We start from the raw sequence: 25,622 nt of genomic DNA, 5'->3' as shown, positions 1-25,622 counted from the left end.
AATGAATATAGAAATTTTAGCTAGTAAGATCCACAGAGCCGTCGTAACAGACGCAAATTTAAACTATGTTGGCTCGATAAGCATCGGCGAGGAGCTTATAAAGGCTGCAAATTTGATAGAAAATCAAAAGGTTGAAATTTTAGACGTAAATAACGGCGAGAGATTTGCCACCTACGTGATAAAGGGCAAAAAAGGCGAAATTTGCCTAAACGGCGCAGCTGCTAGAAAGGTCTGCGTTGGCGACGTGGTCATCATCGTGGCTTATGCTATTATGAAATTTAAAAAGGCTAAGAAATTTAAACCAACCATCGTGCATGTAAATAACAAAAACGAGATCATAAAGGAGTAGGCGATGTTTGAGGGATTTGACTTTTCAAAGATGGGGCAGATGCTTGAGGATGTGCAAAAGCAGGCCAAGCAGATGGAAGAAGAGAGCAAAAATAAAGAATTTGGCGCAAAAAGCGGTGGCGGACTGGTAAGCGTGAGAGCAAACGGCAGCGGCGATATACTTGATATCAGCATAGATGATAGCTTGCTTGAAGATAAAGAGAGCATGCAAATTTTGCTAATAAGCGCCGTAAATGACGTGCTAAAATCAGTTGAGGCCGATAAGAAAAACACCGCTTCAAGGATGCTTGGCGGCCTTGCTTCGATGGGGATAAAATGAGACTAAAATATAAATTTGCCCTTGCTTTTTTGCTATCAGCGCTTTGCCTAAACGCCGATCCTAGGCCTACGCAAGAGGACTTTAACGCCTGCTTTGAAAAGAACAAAAACTCAATCGTCTCGGTAAATAAACACTTTGGCGTGGCTATCACTAAAAATTTGATCGCAGTGCCAAAAAGTGACGGAGCTCCGCTTGGCGAATATGTCAAATTTGACCCATATTTGCAGCTTTTCTTAGTGCGCTCTAGCAAGGAGCTAAGCCCCGTCGTGATGGCTGATGAGACCAACGAGGAGCGCATCAAAAAGAGCACTTGGGTTGGCGTTTTAAACGACTCTAACAACACCGTCATGGGTCACATCAAGTCTTTGGGACAAAATTTAGGCGACTTTGACACGTTAAGCTTCGAGTATAACGCAACTGGCGAGATAAACACGCCTTGTTGCAAGATGATAGGCATAGCTGTTGGAGCTGATAAATTTATACCAAATCGTTATTTGAAGCACTTTGTATCTTATGATGATGTCTATTACGGCGATATAGGTGTGAAATTTTTGCAAAAAGAGGATAAATTTTTTGTGGGTCTTGTTGATCCTTTGGGCCGTGGCAAGATGTTGATGATAGATGATGAGCTTGTTACGATAAATGGCATCAAACCAAAGAGTCTAAGAGAGCTAAATGAGATGGTGCTTTTTGCTCCAAAGGGCACAAAGCTTGACATCATTGTGAAGCGCGATAAGCAAGAAATGCTCTTTCAAGTGCCAGTAAGTGGGGATGTGAAATTTAACCAAAGTCTTGATGTAGACGCCCCTTCAAGCCTTGATATACCAAATTTTAACATCATTCCAAAAGAGCCACAAACAATGCTTGATGATAAGATTTTGATGGATTATGGTATCACGGTGGATAAAAATTTAGTCGTTACAAAGGTCGAGCCAAAGTCAAATGCAGAAATTTTTGGCATCAAGACCGGCGATAAAATTTTAGGTTTTGATAAACAAAGCGTGAGTAGTCGTGAAGAGCTTTTAGAGAAGCTTGGTGAGTTAAAAAATTTTACGCTTCTATTTACTAGAAATGACTTTCAGTTTTTTGCAAGAGTGCCAAAATGAGCCTACTTGAGGACTTTGTAAAATTTCTAAATGCAAATTTGCCAAAGGCGCCTAGCTTTCACCCTTACTACGAGGAGGCGCTTGGCGTTATGCTAAAGGCTGGAGGCAAGCACTTTAGGGCACTTTTGCTTCTTGGTGTGGTAAAAAGCGTTGATAAAAGCCTCACGCAAAAGGCTATGAGAGTGGCTTTGGGGCTTGAGATGATGCACACATACTCGCTCATCCATGATGACTTGCCATCAATGGACGACGCAAGCCTAAGACGCGGCACGCCAACACTTCACGTCACATACGACGAGACAACTGCCATACTTGTAGGGGATGCGCTAAATACGCATGCTTTTTATGAAATTTCACGTGCTGATCTGAGTGCTGAAACACGTATAAAATGCGTGGAAATTTTAAGCGAGAATGCTGGCGTTAGCGGCATGGTGCTAGGTCAGGCGCTGGATTGTTTTTTTGAAAATACGAACAAAGAGGATATCAAAAGAGCAAAGGCTAAATTTGGCCTATCTGGCAAGATGCTAAACCTTAATGAGCTAGTCTTTTTACACATCCACAAGACCGCAAAGCTTATCGCTGCAAGCCTAAAAATGGGCGCTGTGATAGTAAATTTAGACGAAATAGAGTGCGAGAAAATTTATGATATCGGACTAAAGCTCGGCCTTGCTTTTCAGATACAAGACGACATCATCGATCTTACAAGCGACGAGGCGGCCGCTGGAAAGCCTGTGCATAACGACCTAGCTAAAAACTCATTTACAAATTTACTAGGTCTATCTGGCGCAAAAAAGAAAAAAGATGAGCTTATTTGCGAGATAGAAGAGGCACTAAAACAGATAGATGCTGGCATAGCAAAGATGATCTTGGAGCTTACAGATAAACATCTAAGATAGTGCGTAAATTTCGTAAATTTATATCACTTTTTAGACATTTTGGACAAAAATGCAAGGCAAGTTTTAATCACTTTTTTGTATAATCTGACGCAATAAAAGGAGATCATATGCTAAAAAAACAAGCCGATACTATAAGATTTTTGTGCGCTGATATGGTGCAAAACGCTAACAGCGGACACCCAGGTGCACCTATGGGTCTAGCTGATATTATGGTGGTTTTAAGCAACTTTTTAAAACACAATCCAAAAAATCCAAAATGGCTAAACAGAGATAGGCTCGTTTTTAGCGGTGGTCACGCTTCAAGTTTGGTTTATAGCTTTTTGCATCTAAGCGGCTACGATTTAAGCCTTGATGAGCTTAAAAATTTTCGCCAACTTGGCTCAAACACTCCAGGACACCCAGAAATTCACACTCCAGGCGTTGAGATGGCTACTGGCCCACTTGGCCAAGGCGTAGCAAACGCAGTTGGTCTAGCCATGGCAGAAAAATACGCTGCAAACGTGCTAAATGAGCCAGATAATAAAATAATCGATCATAAAATTTACTGCCTTTGCGGCGACGGCGACCTTGAAGAGGGCATAAGCTACGAGGCATGTTCGGTAGCCGGAAATTTAAGACTAGACAACCTTGTGCTCATCTACGACTCAAACAACATCACGATCGAGGGCGACACAGCGATCGCATTTAGCGAGGACGTTAAAGCTAGGTTTGAGGCGCAGGGCTGGGAGGTCGCACGCATCGACGGACATGACTTCAACCAGATCGAATTTGCTCTTGAGCAAGCAAGCGAGAAAGAGTCGCCATATCTCATCATCGCAAACACACACATAGCACGCGGCGCAATGGAGCTTGAGGGCAGCCATCACAGCCACGGCGCGCCACTTGGCGAAGAGATCATCAAAAAGGCAAAGGCCGCAGCTGGCTTTGACCCTGAGAAGAAATTTGCTATCGACGAAGACGTGCTTTTAAGATTTAGAGGCGCAGTTGAAAAGGGCGATCTTGAAGAGGCGATGTGGAACAAAAAGGTTGAGGCGTTAAGCATTGAGGGCAAAAATTTATTAAACTCACTTCTTAATCCAGACTTTAGCAAGATCGAATTTCCAGACTTTAGCGACAAAAAGCTAGCCACAAGAGATACAAACCACGTCATTTTAAATGAGATAGCTAAAAAACTCCCTGGCTTTATCGGTGGTAGTGCAGATCTTGCTCCTTCAAACAAGACTGAGTTAAAGGGCATGGGCGACTTCCCAAATGGCAAAAATATCCACTACGGCATCAGGGAGCACGCCATGGCAGCGATCAATAACGGCATCGCCAGATACGGCCTTTTCTTGCCATTTTCAGCGACATTTTTCATTTTCAGCGACTACCTAAAGCCAAGTGCGAGGATAGCAGCGCTAATGGGCATCAAGCACTTTTTTGTCTTCACGCACGATAGCATCGGTGTTGGCGAAGATGGTCCGACACATCAGCCTATCGAGCAGCTTAGCACATTTAGAGCGATGCCAAATTTCTACACTTTCCGCCCAGCTGATGGTAACGAAAACGCAGCTAGCTGGCAAGTGGCTCTAAATTTAAACGCTCCAAGCGCATTTGTGCTTAGCCGTCAAGGGCTTGATCCACTTGCAAAAGGCGAATTTGGCGAGGTTAGTAATGGCGCGTATCTTTTAAGCTCGGCAAAAGATGCGAAGATAACATTTATAGCAAGCGGCAGCGAGGTCTCACTCTGCGTAAAAGCAGCTGCACTTCTAGCTGAGCAAGGTGTGGGTGCAAACATCGTATCAGCGCCTTGTTTTGACCTACTTTGCGAGCAGCCAGCTGAGTATGTGGCTAGAATTTTAGATAAAAACACAACCATTATCGCAGTTGAAGCTGCAACTGGCTTTGAGTGGTATAAATTTGCCGATGCAGTTTATGGCATGAATAGCTTTGGCGCTAGCGGAAAGGCTAACGAGCTATTTGATCACTTCGGATTTACGCCACAAAAACTTGCAAATTTTGCTAGCGAACTTATATAAATTTAATCTTGGGGAGTAAAATCCCCAACTGCAATCTAAAATCAAAAAAGGCATTTTATGGAAATTTCTCACGTTATTGTTTTGGCCTTGGTGCAAGGCATAAGCGAATTTTTGCCGATATCTAGCTCGGCTCATCTTATCTTGGTGCCAAAGCTACTTGGCTGGCCAGATCAAGGTCTTGCTTTTGACGTGGCAGTGCACGTTGGCACGTTAAGCGCGATACTTTTTTATTTTAAAGATACGATTTTTAAGCTACTTCGTGACTTTTTTGCCTCGATCGCACAAAGAAAGATGGTAGGCGATAGCTTGCTTGTTTGGTGTGTCGGCTTTGCTACCGTTCCAGTGGGAATTTTTGGACTTTTGTTTAACAACATTATCGAAGAATATGCAAGAAGTGGCGTTTTGATCGCTATTACTACGATCGTCTTTGGCATAGCACTTTACTTTGCGGATCTTCGCTCATCAAACAAAAGCGAATATGAAATGACCATAAAATTTGCGCTTATTATCGGCCTTGCCCAGGCCGTGGCGCTCATTCCTGGCGTCTCAAGATCAGGTGTGACGATGACAGCAGCACTTTTTTTAGGATTTAGCCACAAGGGAAGTGCAAATTTCTCATTTTTGATGTCGATCCCAGTCATCATCCTAGCCGGCGGACTTGAGAGCATAAAGCTAATTAAAGACCCAAATGCACTTCCTTGGAGCGACATAGCCCTTGGTGTCATTATAAGTGCTGTTAGTGCTTATCTCTGCGTTAAGTTGTTTATGGAGATCATCTCGAGAATCAGGATGCTGCCTTTTGTCATCTATCGCTTGATCTTGGGAGCATTTTTGCTTTATCTATTTTTATGATTTTAAAGCTTTAAAAAGTAAAAGCCAAGTGTGGATAAAATTTTCACACTTGGCAAGAATATATGGTGCGAATATCTTTCAGGAAAAATTTCAAGATAAGCTTGATAATTTAATCCTCTTTTTTATCTTTTTTAATAACATTTAACAGATCTTTTGCAGCTTGATAAGCCCTATCTCCAAATTTCTTGGCTTCTGATTTGATGTCAATTTGTTTGATGTCTTCAAATTTTTCATTGGCTTTCTTCTCAAGATTAGCGATCTCTTGTTTGATCTCTTCGATTTTATCGTTTGTATCAAAATTTAGTTTTAGCTTTTTGCTCTTGTCATTTAGCTCTTGCTTTAGGGCTTCAAATTTATTATTTGCCTCGCTCATAAGCTTTGCCATGCCGTTTGACTTTAACTCTTCTATCCTTGAAATAATCTGCTCTCTTGCTTGATCGCTAATGCGTTTAAATTTTGCTAGGTTTGTATCTAGCTCGCTATTTATTACATTTTCGATCTCATTTCTTGCTACACCTTCAAATTCCTTTTCAAGTTCCCTAAGCAAGGATATAAATTCTTCATCAATATTTTTTAAGTTTAGTAACTGTGAGTTTAGCCTAAGCTCATCTGGAGCAAATTTCGCCTCATCTTTAAGTTTTTCTATAGCCCTTAAAATACCATCTCTTGTGCCACTTATCGCTCCACTTATCAGCTCTTTTGCAAAGATATGACCCTCATCTGCTAAATTTGCTGCTGCTATGATGATGTTTTTTGAAATTTCAAGTATTCGCTCTTTGCTAAACTCTCCTCCAATGATCGCAACATAAGTCATATTTTTAGCTATCGCACCAGCTGTTTCCTCGACATCTTTTGCACCTTCAAGAGTTGTTAAAAATGCGATTTGAGCGCTCTCTTTTAAGATACCAAGAAGTCTTGTTTCTCTAATGATCGCATTATTTAAAAGCTCTAAAATTTCCTCTTTTTCACTAAAATTTCTATCTTTTACGACCTCTTCAGCTGCTTCAAATGAAATTTTAAGTCTATTTTTTATCTCCTCACGTTTTGCTTCTATTGCACGGTTTAGCTCATCTTTTTTATCAAGTAGCTCATAAAGTGCCTTTTCTTCAGTGCCGACAATGGCCTGATTTATTCCCTCCATGGCACTTTTTAGATTTTTTGCATTTATGAGATCTTCTTTGTTCATCTTGTCATAAAGCTCATTCATTTTAGCCTTTAAAATTTCTGGCAAAGCATTTATATCTTTGTTTGCAGCATCTTGAAAGAAGTTATTGCAAAGAGCTTTTATGCTTATTAATAAGCCATCGCTGCTTTTATAATCATGTAAATTTTGTTCTAAATTATTCATATTTTTTACCTTATAAAACGTATTTTGCTTCGTGTTTTAGTGCTGAAAATATCTCTAGCCTCTCTTCTTCGCTCAAAACTAGCACGGCTAAGTCATAGCTAGCGTATTTTTTATCTTTGCTAAATTTTGAAAAAACTAGCTTAAATTCTCTATCTTTTACTATCTCTTTTACCTTTTCTTCTACATTGACATCTGCATCAAATATTATTTTATATTCCCAATGTGTTGGGTAATCAATTTTTGCTTTTTTGTTATTTAGATCGCATATACTCGCCACTTTTTCCTCCCGTTTTACTCTCTAATACGATATTACTTATTTCCATGCTTTTATCTATAGCTTTCACCATATCATAAATGGTCAAAAGCCCCACGCTAACGCCAGTTAATGCTTCCATCTCAACGCCTGTTTTGCCCTCTATTTTTACGCTCACATAAAGCTTAAAAGCGCAAATTTCAGATAGCTCTTCGATATCACAATCCACACCTAAAATAGCTAGCGGATGGCACATCGGGATTAGCTCGCTTGTCTTTTTTGCACCCATTATCGCAGCAACGACGGCCGTTTGAATGACCGGACCTTTTTTGCCGGTATTTTCTTTTATCGCTCTAAAGGCCTCTTTGCTCATCTTGATGATCCCGCTAGCAGTTGCTACTCTTTTTGTAGGATCTTTTGGGCTTACATCGACCATTTTTGGACGATCTTTCTCATCTAAATGCGTTAGCATTATCTCTCCTTTTTTTGGCGGATTATAGCCTATTTAAACAAATTTAAATTATCAATAGGTTTAAGCTAAAAATATATCAAATACATAAATTTTAGCTTTTTACTTAAATACTAAGGAGAATTCTCATTCCTTAATATAATTATTTAATTTAAATAATTTTTTTAATAAATTATTTATAATTTAATTTTTAATGCATAGAATACCTAAAATAAAGAGCTTTATAGATAATAAATTTTATTAAAGCTATATTAGTATTGATTAAAGTCAAATATATATTTAATGTAAATAATAAAATTTAAAAAAAATTATTGATATTTTTCTTTAAAAGCTTAAAAAAATAAATTAATCGCTAATTTGCTTTTAAGAGTTAAGTATGTATAGTTTTTTGCTTAATAAATTTATGATGAAAGTGCCTTGGATTATGAGATTTCTGCTTTGTATAAGTTTGTTTTTGATAACAGCTTTTGCCCAGCAATTAGGCTGCTTTATTAATGAAAGCAACCAAAGCATCGTCTTTATAAAAGATGGACAAATTAAAAATTTGGATCTAAAAGAGACGATTTATAAAAATCAAGAGTGCGGAAATGATGGAGAATTCTTTTATATCGCAAATTTAAATAATGAGATTATTGAGGTAGCAAATGAGAGAAATTTTTTATTTGCCATGCCAAATGTCGGCTGTAAAATTTCACAAATTACGGCAATTAAAAATAAAATTTACGTAGCTTGCGATATGGCAAATGAAGTCAGCATAGGCGTTTTTGATAAAAATCTAAATAAACTTTTAACTAAAAATTATAAAGATGTTTATAAAATTTCAAGCCTTTTGCCAATTGATGATGAACTATTTTTTACGAGCTTTAATGGCAAAGCATTTTTGCTTGATAAAGAGCTTAATTTAAAAGAGAAAAAGCGTGTTGGTTTTGCTCCACTTAGCGCCTGTAAATTTAAAGGGAATGATATTTTGCTTGGCTTTAGAGATGGAGAAATTTTAGATTTTAAGAGTGGAATCAAAAAGCAAGTTTTAAAATCTAAAATTTCAGCTCTTGCGTGTATGGAGGATGAAATTTTCATAGGTGATGAGGATGGAGTAGTCTATAAATTTGATAAAGATCTTAAGCTAAAAGGACAAAAGGCTCTTTTTAGCAATGAGATAAAAAGGATTTTTATAGATAAAGGTGTCCTAAATGGCGTAAATTTAGACAATGAGATAAAGAGTTTAGAGATAAATTCATTTTAAAAAGGAGAGTAAATGCAAAAGTTATTTTGTGTCGCAAGTGCTGCGTTGCTTGGGCTATCTTTAACTACTGCTTGTGCTGCTAGTAGTGACCTTGAAAAAGTCATGAAAGAGCGTGGGCTAAGCGAAAAAGATGTCCTTGCAGCTGCTAAAACTTATCAGCCTAGCGGTAAAAAAGATGATTTCATCGTCTTTTCATCTGGCGGGCAAAGCGGTCAAGTGCTAGTTTATGGCGTTCCGTCGATGAGAATTTATAAATACATCGGCGTTTTCACACCAGAGCCTTGGCAAGGATATGGCTATGACGATGAGTCAAAAGCTGTTTTAAAACAAGGCAACATCAGAGGCAAAGAGATAACATGGGGCGATACACACCACCCAAATTTTACTGAGAAAAATGGTGAGTATGTTGGTGATTATCTATTTATTAACGATAAAGCTAACCCAAGAATCGCAGTTATAAATTTGCATGACTTTGAGACAACTCAAATCGTTGTAAACCCTATCATGAAGAGTGAGCACGGCGGTAGCTTCATCACTCCAAATAGCGAGTATGTTATCGAAGCTAGCCAATATGCAGCTCCACTTGATAACAACTATCACTCAATAGACGACTATGAAGCAGTCTATAGAGGTGCTGTAACATTTTGGAAATTTGACTATCCAAAAGGTAAGATCGACGAGAAAGAGTCATTTTCTCTTGAGCTCCCACCATACTGGCAAGATCTAAGTGATGCTGGTAAAGGCGAGAGCTACGGCTGGGGCTTTACAAACTCAATAAATACTGAGATGTATACTGGCGGTATCGAAAAAGGTCTCCCTCCATTTGAAGCAGGTGCAAGTAGAAATGACACTGACTTCTTACACGTTTATAACTGGAAAATTTTAGAAAAACTTGTTCAAGACAAGAAAAACTACAAAGTTATAAATGGACACAAGGTAGTTACAATAGACGCTGCTGTAAAAGCAGGTGCGCTATTTTTGATCCCAGAGTCAAAGAGCCCACATGGTTGTGACGTAAGCCCAGATGGTAGATACATCATTATTGGCGGCAAGCTTGATACTCACGCATCAGTTTATGACTTTAGAAAGATCAAAGAGCTAATCGACAAAAAAGAGTATGCTGGCACTGACCCATACGGAATTCCTATCTTAGATAGAGAAAAGTCAATGCACGGACAAGTCGAACTTGGCCTTGGACCTCTGCACAACTCTTTTGACGAAAAAGACGGCGTCATCTATACCTCTCTTTACGTCGATAGCCAAATCGTAAAATGGGATTATAAAAATTTAAAAGTCCTAGATAGGATTAACGTCCATTATAACATCGGACACCTAGATACTATGGAGGGAAAATCGGCCAAACCTAAGGGTAAATACGCTATCGCTCTTGATAAACTTTCAATCGATCGTTTTAACCCAGTTGGTCCACTTCATCCACAAAATCACCAGCTAATAGACATCACTGGTGCAAAAATGGATCTAATCTATGATATGCCTATCCCACTTGGCGAGCCACACGATGTTGTTTCAATAGCTGCTAGCAAATTAAGTCCAGCGCTTACTTACAACATGGGCACAAACTCAAGAACAGGCGAGGCTAGCCCATATGTAACTCTAGCTGGTCAAGAAAGAGTTGAGAGAAACGGTAAAAATGTAACTGTCTATGCGACAATGATCAGAAGTCACATCAACCCAGAGCACATCGAGGTAAATAAAGGCGATAATGTAACAATTCACTTAACAAACCTAGAGCGTGCCCAAGATGAGACTCACGGCTTTGGAGTTGACCTTTACAACATCCATGCGTCACTAGAGCCTGGCAAAACTGCTTCAGTAAATTTCGTAGCTGATATGGAAGGTGTCTTCCCATACTACTGCACCGAGTTTTGTTCAGCGCTTCACCTAGAGATGATGGGTTATTTACTTGTTAAAGATCCAAATAAAAAATATGAATCTGTTAAAAATAACAAGCTAAAAACTCTAAGCCCAGAAGCTTTAAAAGCCGAATACGACAAAGTAATCGCAACTAATAAGGCAACTGACGATGTTATCCAAGAGGTTGTTAAATACCTAAAAGAGAAACATTATGAGAAATATCCAAAAGTAAAAGCTTTGGTTGATGACGCACTTGATCAATACGGCCATATCAAAGAGGTAAAAGCTAAAGCTGACGAAGCTTACAAAAAAGGCGACGTAAATGGCGCTATCCTTTGGGAGTACCAAGTATGGCAATACATGGTTAAAACAGCTGACGTTGGCTTAAGAGCTAAAAATAACCTAGCTAAAGAGATCGCAACTCCGATGAGTCCAGCTGCTGCAAAAGGCGAAGAGGCTTATCTAAAAGGCGGATGTAATGGTTGCCACGTTATCGGTCAAGTAAGCTCAGGTCCAGACCTAACAGGCGTTTTACTAAGACATGAAAATGGCGAAAAATGGGTAGCAGAATTTATCAAAGATCCTGCTAAGTTCTATAATGACGACTACATTAAATCAATGATTGATTACTTTAACCTTAGAATGCCAAATCAGCATATGAGTGATGAAGAGATCAAAAATATCATCGAATACCTAAAATGGGTAGATGAAAACGCTGGTATGTAGTTTTTAAAGGGGCATTTTGCCCCTTTTTTAAATTTTAAAATTTTATTTTTAGCAGATGAAATTTTAAAATTTAAAGGAGAGATCATGAGTAAATATAAAATTTATACCATTGTTGCACTTGTCTTAATGACTGTTTGTTTTACTTTGCCTGTTCTTGGTTGGCACGGAGCAAAAGAGCGTATAGCTGATGGCGATAAACTACCATCTTATACCTACGGCATCTATAATCTTTTTAGCTCATTTCAGTATAAAAATCACCTTTTACCAAAAGATGTAGCAAGCGATCTTCATAAGATGATCGAACAAAAAGCAGAGATTGGTACGCCATCTTTTCCTATCTGGTACGTCTCTCTTGAAGCTCCAAATTATCCAAAATCAGCCTTTCCTGATGGAATTCCTGTATATTTTCACGTAGATGGATATAGTGGCGACGTGCATGAGATGAATACGATAAATCACTACATTGGTATGTATCCTATGGAGCATGGCGGAAATTTAGAGCGAGCGATAGCACCTTATTATTTGCTTATTTCAACGCTTTGTATGCTTGCTTTTTTGTATTACAATGGCAAATTTAACTCGCTTCTTATGGTTCCAACGATTATCGCGCCTGTGCTATTTATGAGTGCATTTGCAGGATGGCTTTACTGGTATGGACACAATATGCAAGAGTGGGGCGCATTTAAGATTAAACCATTTATGCCAACAGTTCTAGGCGATGGTAGCGTTGCACAATTTACAACGCACTCTTATCCAAGTATTGGATTTTGGGTTATGATCGCTATGAGCGTATTTTGCATACTTGCAGTATTTTCAAAGAAAAAAGAGCTAAATGCGTAAAATTTTCAATTTTGCCCTTGCTTTCTTGCCTATTTTTAGCTTTGCAAATATACTTCAAGATGTAATAAATAACGCTAGTCCTGGCGATGTTATAAAGCTAGGAGACGGCATCTATGAAGGAAGTATAACTATAAATAAGCCGCTTAGTATCGTTGGCGAGGGCAAAAATGCTCACATAAAAGGAAATGGTAAAGGCACGGTTGTAAAGATTATTGCCTCAAATGTTACGCTTAGAAATTTAAAGATAAGTGGTAGCGGAAATGACCTTGGTGAGCTTGATGCTGGCATTGGCTGTGATAAAGCAAATAATGTCGTGGTTACGCAAAATGACTTGAGTGACGTGCTTTTTGGGGTTGATTTTAAAGAGTGCAGTAGCTCAAAGATCACTGAAAATAACATCACTTCTAAAAAAGGGGCCAGTCTTGGTTTTAGAGGTGATGCTGTTAGACTCTGGTATAGCCATGAAAATTTAATAGAAGGCAATTATATTTATGATAGCCGCGATATGGTTGCATGGTATGCAAGTCACAATAAATTTTTAAAAAATAAAGCGATCCGCGGTAGATACTCGCTTCACTTTATGTATGCGAATCAAAATTTAGTCGAAAACAATGATTTTATCGGCAATGCAGTCGGAATGTTTTTTATGTATTCAGCTGGCTCAAATATAAAAAATAATCTTGTTATGGATAGTGACGGCGCTTTTGGTATTGGTATTGGTCTAAAAGATGTTTCAAATTTTACTATCGAAAATAATACACTTATCTATAATGCGAGAGGAATTTTGCTTGATAACTCGCCGTTTCAGCCAGGCTCAACGATAAATTTCTTAGGCAATAAAATTTTACACAACGTAGTTGGCGTATATTTTCACGCTACTCAGGGGACAAGTATCTTTGAAAATAATGATTTTATAGGTAATATGGATATCGTTGCGAACGATACTCCAGGCGATAAAATGGCATTAAATCGGTGGAGCAAAAATTATTATGATGAGTATGAGAGTTTTGATAGAGATAAAGATGGCTATGGCGATACGCCGTTTATGCATCTATCGTATGCCGATCAGCTTTGGCAGTATTATCCGAATTTGCAGTTTTTCTATGGCTCAAGTGTCTTTAGTATCTTAAATTTTTTAGCCAAACTCGCACCATTTTCTGAGCCAGTAAAGCTACTTGAAGATAGTACGCCAAGGATAAAACCACTTGATGCTTCAAATTTTAACGCATTAAGGGCAAAACGTGGATAGAAGAAAATTTATAATTTTAGGCTCAGTCGCAGCTGCCGCAGGATATGGCATAGGTAAAATTTTACCAAAAAGTAGCGGCGATAAACTCTATCTTAGACCACCAGGTGCGGTTGATGACTTTGATGATCTTTGTGTTAAATGTGGTCAGTGTGTGCAGGTATGCCCTTATCACAGTATAAGTTTGCTTGATATAAAAGATGGATATTCAAATGGTACAGCATACATCGATCCTAAAAAGAGAGGTTGCTATTTATGTGATCTTTTCCCATGTGTGCTCGCCTGTCCAAGTGGTGCGTTAGATCATGCTACAAAAGTTGTTGATGATGTGAAAATGGGCGTTGCTGTCTTGAGTAATGCAAATGCCTGTATGTGCCTAAAAAGAGAAAAGCTAAGCGAAGATAGCGTTGAAGATTTGCTTGTTCGCAAAGTTTATAATGATAGGGAAGAGGCAGAAAAAGATAAGATAAAAGGCAAAATCGGTCAAATTTGTGACCTTTGCGCCAGCATTTGCCCAGTTGGCGATAGTGCAATAGTAATGAGTGAAGCAAATTTACCACTCATAAAGCATGGCTGCGTTGGGTGTGGGGTGTGTGCTGAGGTTTGCCCTGTAAAAATTATAAATATTGCCCCAAAAATGAGTTATGATGAAATTTATAAGGAGAAAGAATGAGATTAATAACGTCTTTAGTGGCTGCTGCTTTGCTATTTGTCGGCTGTGAAAAGAGCGATGACAAAGCGCAAAAAGCAGCTAGCGAGCAACCAATAAATGTAGCCACGAGCGCTAGCATAAAGGTTGAAAAAAAAGAAAATAATCAAAGTACAAATAAACAAAATGACTTCATAAAATACGATATGCACGGCGAAAAGAGCGTAAAATTTGGACTTGAAGATAATAACGTAAGCCGTCAAATCGGTGCTTTAGCGATGGTAAGAACCCCTCTTCAAACTATAAATTTAAGACTTATAAAGGGCAGACTTAGCAAAATTTTCATTACAAAATGCTCAGCTTGTCACGATGATTATGCAAATGGCATCATCGGGCCATCACTCTTAACAAAAAGTGAAAATGAAATTTATACAATGATAAATGCTTATAAAAATAAAGAAAAAGTCAATGTTTTAATGCGAGACCTTGTTAAAAAAATGGATGATAGTGAAATCAGAAATTTAGCTAAAGAAATCAGTGATTTTAATACACAATTTAGGAGCAAATAATGAAAGTAGGAAAGATTATAACCATTATTTTAGCAGTAGCAATTTGCGGTATCATGGTGTTTATGTTAAGCCAGACTCCGCCTAAAAAGGAAAAAGTAGCAACTAATGCTCAGCCAAAAGTAGAGCAAAATTTTACAAAAGAGCAGTCAAAGTCTAGTGAAGAATTTGCTAGCGAAGATGAGCTAAAAAAGGTAAAAGAGCTAAGTCTAAGTGTGGCTAAAGTGCACAATGAAGGCGTTAGCAAGCAGTATCTGACAACTTGTGCCCCGTGTCATGGTGCAAATGCAAAAGGCGTCGTAGCTCCTGATATAACGCATCTAAGTAAGGATGAATTGCTTAAAAAGCTGGCTGATTATAAAGCTGGCAAGGTGCAAAACTCGCTTATGAAGGGGCTACTCACAAATGTTAGTGATAGTGAGCTTGAAAGCCTTGCAGATGAAATTTCTAAATTTAAAAAGTAAAAATGGACAAATATAACACTCGTGCGACGATTAGAAATGTAAGCTTTCTAAGCACATTAATCACAACTACAAAAGATGGCAAGAAGCGTCCTAGTATACGTTTTTGGCGCATATTTAGCATTATTCTAGTTCATCTTTTATTTGTGCTTTCATATAGAGTTGATATACAAATTTTAGAAGGCGACATCAGTGCCTCAAGGATATTTGGCTTTCACTTAGCGGATGCTTTTATGAGCCTGCAAGTTTTTCTGGCGACGCATGAAATCCATGTAAATTTAATAATTGGCTCACTTAGTATCTTGGCCTTTTATATCATTTTTGGTGGTAGAGGCTTTTGCTCTTGGATCTGTCCTTATTCGTTAATAAGTGAAGTAGCTGAGAAGATCCATGAAAATTTGCGTGCTAAAAAGATAGTGAAACCACGAGTGTTTGACACAAAGTGGCGATATGTTTTTACCATTTTATTTTTAACTCTTAGCTTTGCTAGTGCAAGCCTTACATTTGAAATTTTTAATGTTGTTGGGATTTTTTCAAGATTTATTATCTATGGCTATTTTCATGCTATTTGGTTCGTTGTGGCTATGCTTATGGTTGAAATTTTCTTCTCACGTAGAGCTTGGTGTAGGTATGTCTGTCCTATTGGAGCTACTTACTCAGTGCTAGCTAAACCAAATGCTATAAAAGTTAGCTGGGATAAAGAGAAGTGTGATCACTGCTTAGTTTGCACTGATGTTTGTCTAGTGCCTCACGTACTTTTTATGACAAAAAAAGGAGCAAAACTTGACAAGAATAAAAATATCTTTAGGATAGCTGGTGCTGATTGTACGCTTTGTGGTAGGTGTATTGATGTGTGTCATCAAGATGCACTGAAATTTGACAACGGCTTTAAAAAACTAATATAAGGAAAATTTTTGATAGATATAAAAGAAGTAACTAAAATTTTTGGCTCGCAAAGGATACTTGATAATGTTAGCCTAAATGTAAAATCTGGTGAAAAAATAGCAATACTTGGACAAAATGGAGCTGGCAAAAGCTCGCTCATGCGTATCATTTTAGGTGAGTTTATCCCAAATAGCGGAAGCATCGCAATAAATGGCGTAAACACTCTAAAAGATAGAAAAGGGGCTTTGAAATTTATCTCATTTGTGCCACAAACCCCACCACCGCTTAAATTTAATCTACGTGAGCTTTGTGAGTTTGTTTGCAAAAGTTCAAATGTAAAATTTGAAGAGATTCAGAAATTTAGCAAGCTTTTAGAGCTTGATCTGCATGCAAATTTAAATAAGCCATTTTATAAGCTCTCTGGCGGAATGAAACAAAAGATGTTAATAGCCATCGCATTTGCTAAGGATAGTGAAATTTTGATGTTTGATGAGCCAACGGCAAATCTTGATGTAAAAGCAAGGCTTTCTTTTAAAAATTTACTTGACAACTTCACGCAAAACAAAACACTTGTTTTTATTTCACACCGTATCGATGAGATAGCAAATTTATTAGATAGATGCGTCTATATGGATCTTGGCAAGATCATCAAAGAAGAAAATTTAAGGAGCAAGAGTGAATAATCTTTTTTTAATAGCAAAGCTTGATGTAAAAGAGTCTTTTCGCTCAAGATGGTTTGTGATATATGCTGCGCTTTTTTCTGCTTTGATGATAGGATTTTTATTTAGCGGCGTGACTGACTCACGTGTGCTCGGCTTTTCTGGGCTTACTAGAGCACTGCTTTTGTTTATTCAAATTTGTGTCATCATTGTGCCTATTTTTATTCTCATCTCAACCGTAAGAAGCATAAATCAAGATAGAGATACAAATTTGCTTGAATACATCCTTAGCTTCCCACTAAGCCTTAGAGAGTATTACTTTGGCAAGGCGCTGGGCCGTACATTTGTTGTTTTTGTTCCACTTTTGTTTGCTCTTTTGCTTTGTGTTATTGTTGGTTTTATAAAAGGTGTTGCAATACCTTGGAGTGTATTAACACTTTATTTTGGGCTACTTTTTAGCTTAAGTATCATTTTTTTATCGCTTGGATTTTTTATCTCAAGCGTGATTAAAAATCAAGAGACAGGCCAAGGCGTGGTGTTTTTACTTTGGCTTATAATGCTTGCTTTTATTGATCTAGCATTAATTGGACTTCTTATGCGAAGCTCGGTTGATGAGTACGTTATTTACGCTATTGCTATACTAAATCCGATAGAGCTTTTCAGGATAGCAGCACTTAGTCTTTTTGATCCAAATTTAGCAGTTATCGGTACTGCATCTTATTTTATTTTAAGCACCTTTCCAAAGGCAACATTTGTAGCTTATGCGATTATTTATCCACTTTTACTAGGCATTATTTTGCTAGTTTGTGGCTATTTTGCCTTTAGCAAAAAAGATTTGGTTTGAGATTGTTTTTTGTTAAAGAAAAGTTGGTTTTAAATTTAGACGAAACTTGTATTATTTCACTTGTCCAACAAGAAACCTCCTTTTTGTAATAGCTCCCTTTCCCCCAAAGGGAGCTAACTTCTTCCAAGGAAATTTATGAAAAAATCTATTTTGTTTTTAGCATTTACACTTCTATCTTTGAATGCAAACTGGGATATAAATGTGCAAGAGTGCATTAATAAAAGTAACGCTAAAGCTTGCGAGAATTTTACAAAAAAGCTTTCAAGTGAGTGTGAAAATAAAGATAAAATTTCTTGCTTTATCTATGCAGATATGCTAGGGCGTGGTCTTGGCATAGAAAAAGATACGCAAAAATCTTTTGAGATATTTAGATCGCTCTGTGATGATGGTGGTAGTGAGGCTTGCTACGAGCTAGCGACAAAGTATCTTCAAGGAAATGGCACTGAGCAAAGCTTTGATCTTTCTGCAAACGCTCTTGATAGAGCTTGCAATATGGGCAGTAAACGAGCTTGCAATGTATTAGAGCTTGTGCCTAAAAATTAGCTATTTTAATTTTGTACTTGCACTAATTAAAAGAAATTTCTTAAATGTAGCTTCTTTAAAGTTAAATTTACTTTAGTATTACTTGGAATTTCTTTTTTATTAACTAAAAATTTTATTAAAATTTATGCTTAAATAATACTATTTCATCGTCCTAAATGGACCCTCCTTTTTGTAACTGATAAGTCTTTGCTTCCCCCTTTTCTGGCTTTTCGTATACACAAAGAGGAGTTGTTTATTCTTTTAAAAATCAAATCTATTTATTTTTTTCAACTTACATTCTATAAAAATTTTTCTTTTTTGAAATCATAATTGATAATAGTTTTAAATATTATCAAAGTAAATTTTGTGTAAGATTGCAAGCCATTATCAAAACCTACTACTAAAAGGCTTTAAAACAAGGTGAAATTTCTAAATCAAAAATTTTTTTATAAATTGCACACTTATTTATCTATATTATTTTTCATTCCACTTGCAGTAGTTTGTTTTAGCGGTGCTATTTTGGTTTATAAAATGAGATAAACAGCCTTCTTGCCCCAAATGTCGTAAATGTAAATTTAAACAAAGAAAATTTAAGCAAAAGGATCAGCTTTGATGAGCAAAGAGAGATCATCGCAAGCGAGCTTGACGGCTACGAGATGGTCGGCATCAACATCGATGCCGACCCTAAAAAATGCGACAAAATTTGGTTAATTGAGCACAATGACAGCCAAAAAGAGTGGAAATTTATCTATTTTGACGCTTTTAGCGGTAAGATAAAGAGCGAGCCACTCGCACATGATGAGGGATTTTTTGGAGTTTTAACCGAGTTTCATGAGTCGCTATTTCTTGGGAAAATTGGTCACGTTATCCTTACTTTAACCGCTATTTTTACGTTTTTTATCTGCATAAGTGGTTTTGTGATTTATAGAAAATTCTGGCTGACACTACTTAGGCTTCGTGTAAATAGGCTAAATATTTTTATGAGCGACATTCATAAAATGATAGGAATTTTTTCTACGCCTATTTTACTGCTCATTTGCGTAAGTGGTGTTTGGTGGGAATTTCAAATGGCACGCATGCCAGAGTTTAAAAATGACTTCGTTATAGATACAAAAATTTATAACAAAAGCCTATCTCTTGATGAGCTGGTAGCCCGCTCAAAAAATGATCTTGCTGGCTTTGAACCACACTTCATCTCACTGCCTTTTATGCAAGGAGCAAACATACGCCTTTTTGGCTATGTAAAAGATCAAAATTTCTTGCATAACGAATATTCAAGCATATTAACTTACGATAAAAATAACGGCGAATTAGTAAGCATTTTGGACATAAAAAATGCAAATCTAAGCGAAGAAATTCTCTCAGCATTTAGAAAATCGCACTTTGGTAACTACAACCAAATCACAAAATTTATCTGGTTTTTAGTCGGCATTTCACCGCTTATTTTGAGCATTTCAGGGCTTTATTTGTGGATTAAAAGAAATTTTAAAAGGAGAAAAAATGAAAAAATTTTTAATTAGTTTGGTTGCATTAAATTTGATGCAACCTCAAATTTTTGCTAGCCAAAGCGATAAAATTTTAGAAGCAATTGATGTTGTAGAAAGCGAGAGAAGAGATGATGCAAACTACTTTGCAAAAGAGCTTGTAAAAAGCACAACAAGGCTAAATTTAACCTCTCGTCAAACGCCACAATCACTAACCGTGCTAACAGAAGCTAGGCTAAAAGATCAAGGCATCAAGGACTATCAAGTGCTTCTTAGAAATGTCCCAGGCGTTACGCTAAACAAATGGGACGAGCGCGTATATCCGACGGCTCGTGGCTTTAAGATAGATTATTACTTGCTTGATTCGATGCCTAGCTTTGGTGGCTTTAGTCTTGGCGCAAATGATATGAGCTTGCTGCCTTATGAAAGAGTTGAGGTGGTCAAAGGGGCAAATGGCCTACTTGCAGGCGCTGGCAATCCGGCTGCAAGCTTAAATTTCATAAGAAAAAGGGCAGACTCAAAGGAGCTAAAAGGAAATTTTGGCGTAAGTGCTGGCTCATACGATAGATACGGCGTAAATGGCGATGTGCAAACGCCGGTAAATGAGAGCGGAAGCGTTAGAGCCAGGCTTTCTTTCATGCATGAGAAGTCGCACTCTTATATGAATTATTACAACCGCAAAAATAGTGCGATTTACGGCGTAGTCGATAGCGACATAGGCGATAACTCGTGGCTTAGCCTTGGCGCGTTTTATCAAGAGCTAAGACGCCACGGGGTTAGATGGGGTGGCATGCCAGCTTTTTACGCAGATGGCTCTAGGACAAATTTTAGTAAAAATGAAATTTTCTCTCAGCCTTGGACTAGATGGGACATAAAAACGCTTGATTTTTACGCTGATTTTAAGCACTACTTTGAAAATGAAGCGAGCTTAAATTTAAGCTACTCATTTAGACGGGCAAACACTGACTCAAATCTACTCTACTACGGCGGAGCGGTAAATTTAGACGGCACTGGCAATATGAGTGACCTTAGCGTTTATGCAAACAAAAGAGAGGAGAACATCCACAACGTCGATGCATACGCAAATATCCCTTACGAGGTAGCAAATTTATCTCATGAGTTTGTCTTTGGTGCGATGTATAACAACTATAAAAAAAGTAGCGATAAGGTAAGTAGCTACTGGTTGCAAAAGACCACGCCAGCAGGGCTTGCTTATACGGCTAGAAGTAGGATTGATTTTAAAAACCTGCACCTTGATGATCCAAAGCTACCTTACGAAGATCAAAACAATAAAGACAAAACGATACAAAAGGCATTTTACGCGGCAAATAAACTATCAATCACCGATGATCTTAAATTTCTACTAGGTGCTAGGGTGAGCTACTACAAATACGAGATCGAGGGCGGCAAAGATAATAGAAATTTCACAAATGAGATCACGCCATATCTTGGCATCACTTACGACATCGGAGCAAACCACACTCTATATGCTAGCTACACGAGCATATTTAAACCTCAAAACGTAAAGGGCGCAAATGACAAGTATCTTGATCCGATCCAAGGCAAGGACTATGAAGTGGGCATTAAAGGCGAGTATTTTGACGGGGCACTTCAAGCAAGTCTTGGCATCTTTAAGATCGTGCAAGATAAGCTTGGCATAAAGACTGGCAGGAAAAATCCAGCGACAAATGCCGATATATATGAAGCTGGCAAAGGCGTCACAAGCAAGGGTGTCGAGCTAGACCTAAACGGCGAGATCACTAAAAACTTAAGCCTAAGCTTTGGTGCAACGCACTTTAACGCAAAAGATGCTAATGGCGAGAAATACGCCACCGACTCATCAAGAAGCACGGCAAATTTATTTGCAAAGTATGAGATCAGAGACTTTAGAGTAGGGGCTGGAGCTATGTATAAGAGCAAAATTTATACTGGCAAAGGCGCGGATGAAATCACACAAAAAGGCTACACTTTAGCTAATTTAATGCTTGGTTATAAATTTGCTAAAAACTTTGATGTACAGCTAAATATCGATAATCTCTTTAACAAAAAATACTACGAGGGTATCGGCAAAAATATGATGGTTTATGGCGATCCACGCACATTTAATCTCAGCTTTAACTACAATTTTTAATTTAATTAAATCACCAGCTAAATAAGCTGGTGATAAATTTTAACTCCTAAAGTGTATAATTAGAAAAATATATTTAGGATGAGTGTCATGTTTAAAGTAGAGGTTATTTATAAATTCTGTCTTGTTTTAGTTCTTATTTTAGGGCTTTGCATGCTCGCATTCTCTGGTGTAAATTTTGCATTTGGTGAATATAATGAGTACTTACTAAATGCCCATAAAATCGTAGGTTTTTTAATATTGCTTGCCGCAACACTTCACGTTATAAATCGTAGAAAAAAGCTAGTAAAGCTAATGAATGAAACAATGGATGTGCTAACACGCAGTAAAAATCCAAGCATTTGCAACATGGACCGAATTATCGCCTCGCTCGAGCCATACAGCATAACTGAAATTTCGCAAATGTTGGGCTTTGACAAGGCTATTTTTTGCGAAACTTTACGTAAAAATGGAGTTAAATTTAATGACGCTAGCCAAACTCTACGCCAGATCGCGCGAATGAATGACGAAAAGATATTTTTTGTGCTAGTTCTTATTATCGAGGCAAAATTTGGCAAGAGATTTTGCGGCGAACTAAAGTACAAACGCGGTGGAAAACTTAAAGATAAAAAAATGGTTGCGTAGGGCTAGCTCAGTCTTTGCTAGCTTGTGCCATGCAGATGAAGCTATCTTTACTCCAGCGCCTAAACGCGCAGTCATAGCAGCTTCTCTCGTCCCCACAGCTCGTCTCCTCTTCGTCGCTATCTAGCTTAAATTTAGTGCAGTTTTGGGCTATTTGATGAGCTTTTTTGTAGTTAAATTTGCCGTATTTAAACTCATTTTTCTCATTGAAATTTTGCATCATCAAAATTCCCGAAGCTCTTTTATATTTAAATTTCTAAACTCACCATTTTTGTCTTTTTGCACGAGTAAAGTTGCCTTGTGATGCCAAAATATAGTCTTTAAAGCGCCATCTAAATTTATCATCTCATCTTTTGCGAGCTCTTTAAAATTCTCATCCAAAACCGCCTCGATAAATGGAAGCTCTGTAAGCTTAGTAACGTTTAGCTTTGGCTCATTTAGATTAAATTTGCCCCTTATCTTGCCATCATCGCCGCTAAGTCTAAGCCCTATACCCGCGAGCGCGCAGGAGCTCATACAAAAGACGCGCTGGGGGCTTGGCGGCGAGCTAAGCGAAACGGAGGAGGCGCGGCTAGCGGAGTATTTTAACAGCGGCAAATACAAACCAAAGCAAGAATTTATGCACTGGGCGTTCGTAGCTGTCGATAAGGCAAATAGAATTTTATAGTTAAAATTTCTTCTAGAATGGAGCAAATTTGATGCTAGTTATATGCCTAACTATGACAAAAGTAAAAGATAATTGGCAAGATTTTAGTAAGTTTTAAAAAAGTAGTCTTTTGCTTAGTGCCAATGTTTTAAGCAATAAAAATAAAGGTCAGTAGACTTTAAGTTATAGATAGTTTTATGGCGGGTAGAGAGGGATTTGAAAAATCAACTCTTACTGCGTAATAGACGCCATTTTAAAAATATTAGTCAGCTAAAAGGTCAGCAAAAAAGATATTTTCTATACTTTTTCGGCTCTATTGATCCAGCCTCTTTCATATCTAGCCAAAGTCGGATTAGCTGACATAATAGCTCGATAATATGCTATTTCTGCTCGGTCGTAGTCTTTATCAAAGCTCACTTCATTATACGCATTTATCGCGGCTAGGGTATTAGCACCTAAAATGCCGTCCATTGTAACGCCTACAACCTTTTGGGCTGCTTTAATAGCGTTTTTGCACCCAGCATTTACACCAAATATAAACATTTCCACCTGCTTTTGGTAACTATTTATCTCGTCAAGCCTCATCACGTCCCAGTAGTTAGCCTTGTAAAATTTGCCTACAAGCTCAACTAAGGCGTCATCATTATATAGGGCAACGCTAGCCTTTTCAAGATCGCCGTATGCGTTGATTGCCGCCCTAACTTGCCCCCAGCCTTGCCAACTTGGGTGAGCAGCTTCATAAATACCCATAAAGGTTAAGCCTTTTTCGTTTGGGTTTTTGTGTAGTGCGTTTTTAGGGCTGTTAAATTCTAGGCTCATTAATGTATAAAATGCGTTAGTAAAGTTTTTCATTTTTTTATCCTTTAAAAATTTAAATCTTTAGGCGGTTTTGTAGAAAAATCATCATAGCCACCGCCCTCAAAGCTCTCTATTTTTTTATCGATCGCTTTATCAACGATCGTACATATCCAAGCTGTGCCACGCCATGCAAAAAAGCCGCCTACTGCAAGACTAAAGCGATCATTATTATTTGTAAAAAATGATGTTATTTCAAAGAATATCCAGCAAATAAATCCTGAGCTAATAGTGCCAACTATAAAATTTACTATTTTACGCCCTCTATTTATGGCTTGTTCTTTGTTGTTTATAGACCCTAGCGCTCCACCCAAAAAGCCGACAACTACAACCCAAAAATAAATGCCTACTTTGTTTATAAGATCGTCCATTATCCGCCTCTTTTTTTAAAATTTATAAGTAAAGATGAGCATTATTATCACGGACAAAATTATTTCAAATATAGCCATCTTATTTAGCCAAAAGGCTTTAGTCTTTTTTATGATCGCTTCCATTTATGCACCCTTATTTTTTTATTGTCTATCTCTTTTTTCTTCATAGTCTTTTATAGCCCCTAGTTGTTCTACACAAGACTTATAACCACTATAAACATCTATTAGTAGCACTCCAGCATCGCTTTGATTTGTTACATTTCTATCTGCTATCATAGGGGCTTCAAGCAAGTAGCTTGGTATCTTGTCATATTTATTTGTTACTTCCTTGCTTGCGCAACCCGTCAAGCACATAAGAAACACTGATGTCAAGAGCATTAGACATATCCTTTTTGTCCTCATTTTGCACCCTTTCTTTGACTTTATTTGCCTTTATCTCTATTATTTGCTTTTGTCTGCTGACCTTTTCTATAGTATCAAGCTTAAGAGAGATGAGCCTATCTTGCTCGTTTATCTCATCTTTTAGATTTTGGTTCATCTTATCGCTAGCACTCAATCTCTCCTTTGTGACACTCAGCTCATTATCTAAGCTTTGATACCTGTATCCAAGAAACAAAGTGGTAAGCAGCAAAAAACCACTAAGATATAAACTAGGACTTAGCATTATTGCTCCCTTGCACCCTTTTAAACGGATTTACACACCAAACACTTTTAAGCACCTTCTTATCGTCTGCTTCAAGATATGTGCTTTTGTTCTCTTCATTCATCCCACATATATCCATAAGCTTCCAACCAAGATATATGCGACAATACCATTTTGATTTGCCGTAACGTATTTCGCGGTAGTAGCCGAAACGCTCACGTCCATCTTTCATCTTACAAGTCACTAGGCACTGGGTGCTTTTTGCTCCTTTGTTTTCTGTAACTAGAATATCGCCTATGCTTTTAACACTACTTGCATCTATATCTTCAACTTTGACACCTAGATACTTCGCACTAAAGTTTCCTATACGGTTACGATAGAGCCAACAAAGCCTTGCAAAGTAGGTTCTATTTTTTGGCTCTTTAAAGTGGCATCTCCTCCAGCCATCATCGCCGTTTATGCCATAGTCGTTTTCATCAAACCATGCTGCCCATTTGGGCAAATTCTCGCTTTTCTCATCACAAGCTAACAGAGCGATAGGCACTATGAAAAAATGTGCTATCTCAAGTGGAAGCTCTACAGCTACGTTTTTAAGAATTTGTAGTTTTTGCTTTTGGTTTAGCTTCATCTTTTACCTCTACTTTATAGTTAGGGCACTTAGGGCAACCCTCCCAAGTGCAGTTGCTATCTTTATCTAGCTTACTAGCACACACTTCACATCTTTTTATTCTTACTCTCATTTTTTCTCC

At 37.8% G+C, this 25,622-nt stretch carries 31 protein-coding genes; 20 read left to right on the top strand and 11 right to left on the bottom strand.

The genetic code is table 11. The annotated features are described in order from the left end of the window. Position 1 precedes the first annotated feature (1 nt). From panD to G5B98_RS08575, 6 genes are all read left to right on the top strand, one after another. On the top strand, positions 2-349 hold the full coding sequence (gene panD, locus G5B98_RS08600; protein ID WP_196086699.1) for an aspartate 1-decarboxylase: 348 nt from the start codon (positions 2-4) through the stop codon (positions 347-349). A gap of 3 nt (positions 350-352) precedes the next feature. Beyond that, positions 353-667, top strand: coding sequence for a YbaB/EbfC family nucleoid-associated protein (locus G5B98_RS08595; protein WP_196086698.1), 315 nt, complete (start codon positions 353-355; stop codon positions 665-667). Continuing rightward, complete coding sequence (locus G5B98_RS08590) at positions 664-1,773, top strand: DUF7488 domain-containing protein (protein WP_196086697.1); 1,110 nt, start codon at positions 664-666, stop codon at positions 1,771-1,773. The genes G5B98_RS08595 and G5B98_RS08590 overlap by 4 nt, the downstream gene beginning before the upstream one ends. Then, complete coding sequence (locus G5B98_RS08585; protein WP_196086696.1) at positions 1,770-2,669, top strand: polyprenyl synthetase family protein; 900 nt, start codon at positions 1,770-1,772, stop codon at positions 2,667-2,669. The genes G5B98_RS08590 and G5B98_RS08585 overlap by 4 nt, the downstream gene beginning before the upstream one ends. Before the next feature lie 107 nt (positions 2,670-2,776). Next, complete coding sequence (tkt, locus tag G5B98_RS08580) at positions 2,777-4,687, top strand: transketolase (protein WP_196086695.1); 1,911 nt, start codon at positions 2,777-2,779, stop codon at positions 4,685-4,687. Positions 4,688-4,744: 57 nt separating this feature from the next. Further along, on the top strand, positions 4,745-5,539 hold the full coding sequence (locus tag G5B98_RS08575; protein ID WP_196086694.1) for an undecaprenyl-diphosphate phosphatase: 795 nt from the start codon (positions 4,745-4,747) through the stop codon (positions 5,537-5,539). Between the two features lie 109 nt (positions 5,540-5,648). Here G5B98_RS08575 and G5B98_RS08570 read toward each other — a convergent pair whose 3' ends face one another. Genes G5B98_RS08570 through moaC form a run of 3 tightly spaced genes read right to left on the bottom strand, consistent with a single transcriptional unit; the run spans position 5,649 to position 7,615 of the window. Further along, entirely contained in the window at positions 5,649-6,887 is a 1,239-nt protein-coding gene (locus G5B98_RS08570) for a hypothetical protein (RefSeq protein ID WP_196086693.1), read from the bottom strand. 10 nt (positions 6,888-6,897) lie between these two features. Beyond that, positions 6,898-7,164 carry an HP0495 family protein gene (locus G5B98_RS08565; RefSeq protein WP_021091143.1) on the bottom strand — a complete coding sequence of 89 codons (267 nt, stop codon included), beginning with the start codon at positions 7,162-7,164 and terminating at the stop codon, positions 6,898-6,900. Further along, entirely contained in the window at positions 7,139-7,615 is a 477-nt protein-coding gene (gene moaC, locus G5B98_RS08560; protein WP_178140250.1) for a cyclic pyranopterin monophosphate synthase MoaC, read from the bottom strand. Before moaC ends, G5B98_RS08565 begins: the two co-directional genes overlap by 26 nt. Positions 7,616-7,985: 370 nt before the next feature. On the opposite strand from moaC, the gene G5B98_RS08555 reads away from it, so the two are divergent. From G5B98_RS08555 to G5B98_RS08490, 14 genes are all read left to right on the top strand, one after another. After that, positions 7,986-8,852, top strand: a complete 867-nt coding sequence (locus tag G5B98_RS08555) for a hypothetical protein (protein WP_196086692.1) — start codon at positions 7,986-7,988, stop codon at positions 8,850-8,852. 12 nt (positions 8,853-8,864) lie between these two features. Further along, a complete protein-coding gene (gene nosZ, locus G5B98_RS08550; RefSeq protein WP_196086691.1) occupies positions 8,865-11,453 on the top strand; it encodes a Sec-dependent nitrous-oxide reductase in 2,589 nt (862 codons plus the stop codon). Between the two features lie 84 nt (positions 11,454-11,537). Further along, positions 11,538-12,293: a cytochrome C gene (locus G5B98_RS08545; RefSeq protein ID WP_196086690.1), complete on the top strand. Its 756-nt coding sequence runs from the start codon at positions 11,538-11,540 to the stop codon at positions 12,291-12,293. Further along, on the top strand, positions 12,286-13,542 hold the full coding sequence (nosD, locus tag G5B98_RS08540; protein ID WP_196086689.1) for a nitrous oxide reductase family maturation protein NosD: 1,257 nt from the start codon (positions 12,286-12,288) through the stop codon (positions 13,540-13,542). Before G5B98_RS08545 ends, nosD begins: the two co-directional genes overlap by 8 nt. Continuing rightward, a complete protein-coding gene (locus G5B98_RS08535; RefSeq protein WP_087577998.1) occupies positions 13,535-14,212 on the top strand; it encodes a 4Fe-4S dicluster domain-containing protein in 678 nt (225 codons plus the stop codon). The genes nosD and G5B98_RS08535 overlap by 8 nt, the downstream gene beginning before the upstream one ends. Next, positions 14,209-14,757, top strand: a complete 549-nt coding sequence (locus tag G5B98_RS08530) for a c-type cytochrome (protein WP_196086688.1) — start codon at positions 14,209-14,211, stop codon at positions 14,755-14,757. Before G5B98_RS08535 ends, G5B98_RS08530 begins: the two co-directional genes overlap by 4 nt. Further along, positions 14,757-15,218 carry a c-type cytochrome gene (locus G5B98_RS08525; RefSeq protein WP_196086687.1) on the top strand — a complete coding sequence of 154 codons (462 nt, stop codon included), beginning with the start codon at positions 14,757-14,759 and terminating at the stop codon, positions 15,216-15,218. Before G5B98_RS08530 ends, G5B98_RS08525 begins: the two co-directional genes overlap by 1 nt. A gap of 2 nt (positions 15,219-15,220) precedes the next feature. Further along, positions 15,221-16,120 carry a NapH/MauN family ferredoxin-type protein gene (locus tag G5B98_RS08520; RefSeq protein WP_196086686.1) on the top strand — a complete coding sequence of 300 codons (900 nt, stop codon included), beginning with the start codon at positions 15,221-15,223 and terminating at the stop codon, positions 16,118-16,120. A 9-nt stretch (positions 16,121-16,129) separates the two neighbouring features. Continuing rightward, a complete protein-coding gene (locus G5B98_RS08515; protein ID WP_196086685.1) occupies positions 16,130-16,783 on the top strand; it encodes an ABC transporter ATP-binding protein in 654 nt (217 codons plus the stop codon). After that, on the top strand, positions 16,776-17,603 hold the full coding sequence (locus G5B98_RS08510; protein ID WP_196086684.1) for an ABC transporter permease: 828 nt from the start codon (positions 16,776-16,778) through the stop codon (positions 17,601-17,603). The genes G5B98_RS08515 and G5B98_RS08510 overlap by 8 nt, the downstream gene beginning before the upstream one ends. Before the next feature lie 135 nt (positions 17,604-17,738). Then, a complete protein-coding gene (locus tag G5B98_RS08505) occupies positions 17,739-18,146 on the top strand; it encodes a tetratricopeptide repeat protein (protein ID WP_196086683.1) in 408 nt (135 codons plus the stop codon). 515 nt (positions 18,147-18,661) lie between these two features. Further along, positions 18,662-19,645: a PepSY-associated TM helix domain-containing protein gene (locus G5B98_RS08500; RefSeq protein ID WP_346265386.1), complete on the top strand. Its 984-nt coding sequence runs from the start codon at positions 18,662-18,664 to the stop codon at positions 19,643-19,645. Continuing rightward, on the top strand, positions 19,626-21,740 hold the full coding sequence (locus G5B98_RS08495; RefSeq protein WP_196086682.1) for a TonB-dependent siderophore receptor: 2,115 nt from the start codon (positions 19,626-19,628) through the stop codon (positions 21,738-21,740). Before G5B98_RS08500 ends, G5B98_RS08495 begins: the two co-directional genes overlap by 20 nt. Before the next feature lie 87 nt (positions 21,741-21,827). Continuing rightward, on the top strand, positions 21,828-22,361 hold the full coding sequence (locus tag G5B98_RS08490) for a chemotaxis protein (protein ID WP_196086681.1): 534 nt from the start codon (positions 21,828-21,830) through the stop codon (positions 22,359-22,361). 7 nt (positions 22,362-22,368) lie between these two features. Here G5B98_RS08490 and G5B98_RS08485 read toward each other — a convergent pair whose 3' ends face one another. From G5B98_RS08485 to G5B98_RS08455, 8 genes are all read right to left on the bottom strand, one after another. Beyond that, positions 22,369-22,581, bottom strand: coding sequence for a molybdopterin biosynthesis protein MoeB (locus tag G5B98_RS08485; RefSeq protein WP_196086680.1), 213 nt, complete (start codon positions 22,579-22,581; stop codon positions 22,369-22,371). Next, on the bottom strand, positions 22,581-22,874 hold the full coding sequence (locus G5B98_RS08480; RefSeq protein WP_196086679.1) for a hypothetical protein: 294 nt from the start codon (positions 22,872-22,874) through the stop codon (positions 22,581-22,583). The genes G5B98_RS08485 and G5B98_RS08480 overlap by 1 nt, the downstream gene beginning before the upstream one ends. A gap of 427 nt (positions 22,875-23,301) precedes the next feature. Further along, positions 23,302-23,856, bottom strand: coding sequence for a putative peptidoglycan-binding domain-containing protein (locus tag G5B98_RS08475; protein WP_196086678.1), 555 nt, complete (start codon positions 23,854-23,856; stop codon positions 23,302-23,304). An 11-nt stretch (positions 23,857-23,867) separates the two neighbouring features. After that, positions 23,868-24,230 (bottom strand): phage holin family protein, encoded by a 363-nt coding sequence (locus G5B98_RS08470; protein WP_196086677.1) that lies wholly within the window; start codon positions 24,228-24,230, stop codon positions 23,868-23,870. A 141-nt stretch (positions 24,231-24,371) separates the two neighbouring features. Then, a complete protein-coding gene (locus G5B98_RS09540) occupies positions 24,372-24,506 on the bottom strand; it encodes a hypothetical protein (RefSeq protein WP_269775680.1) in 135 nt (44 codons plus the stop codon). 37 nt (positions 24,507-24,543) lie between these two features. Then, positions 24,544-24,894, bottom strand: a complete 351-nt coding sequence (locus G5B98_RS08465) for a hypothetical protein (protein WP_196086676.1) — start codon at positions 24,892-24,894, stop codon at positions 24,544-24,546. Next, a complete protein-coding gene (locus G5B98_RS08460) occupies positions 24,881-25,501 on the bottom strand; it encodes a DUF7338 family protein (RefSeq protein ID WP_196086675.1) in 621 nt (206 codons plus the stop codon). Before G5B98_RS08460 ends, G5B98_RS08465 begins: the two co-directional genes overlap by 14 nt. Then, positions 25,464-25,613: a hypothetical protein gene (locus tag G5B98_RS08455; RefSeq protein WP_196086674.1), complete on the bottom strand. Its 150-nt coding sequence runs from the start codon at positions 25,611-25,613 to the stop codon at positions 25,464-25,466. Before G5B98_RS08455 ends, G5B98_RS08460 begins: the two co-directional genes overlap by 38 nt. Positions 25,614-25,622: the final 9 nt, after the last annotated feature.

Origin of the sequence: Campylobacter concisus (assembly GCF_015679985.1) — a bacterium.
Taxonomy (GTDB): Bacteria; Campylobacterota; Campylobacteria; order Campylobacterales; family Campylobacteraceae; genus Campylobacter_A; species Campylobacter_A concisus_AC.
The sequence above is the reverse complement of the archived record's forward strand: the minus strand, read 5'-3'. Positions and strand labels throughout refer to the sequence as shown.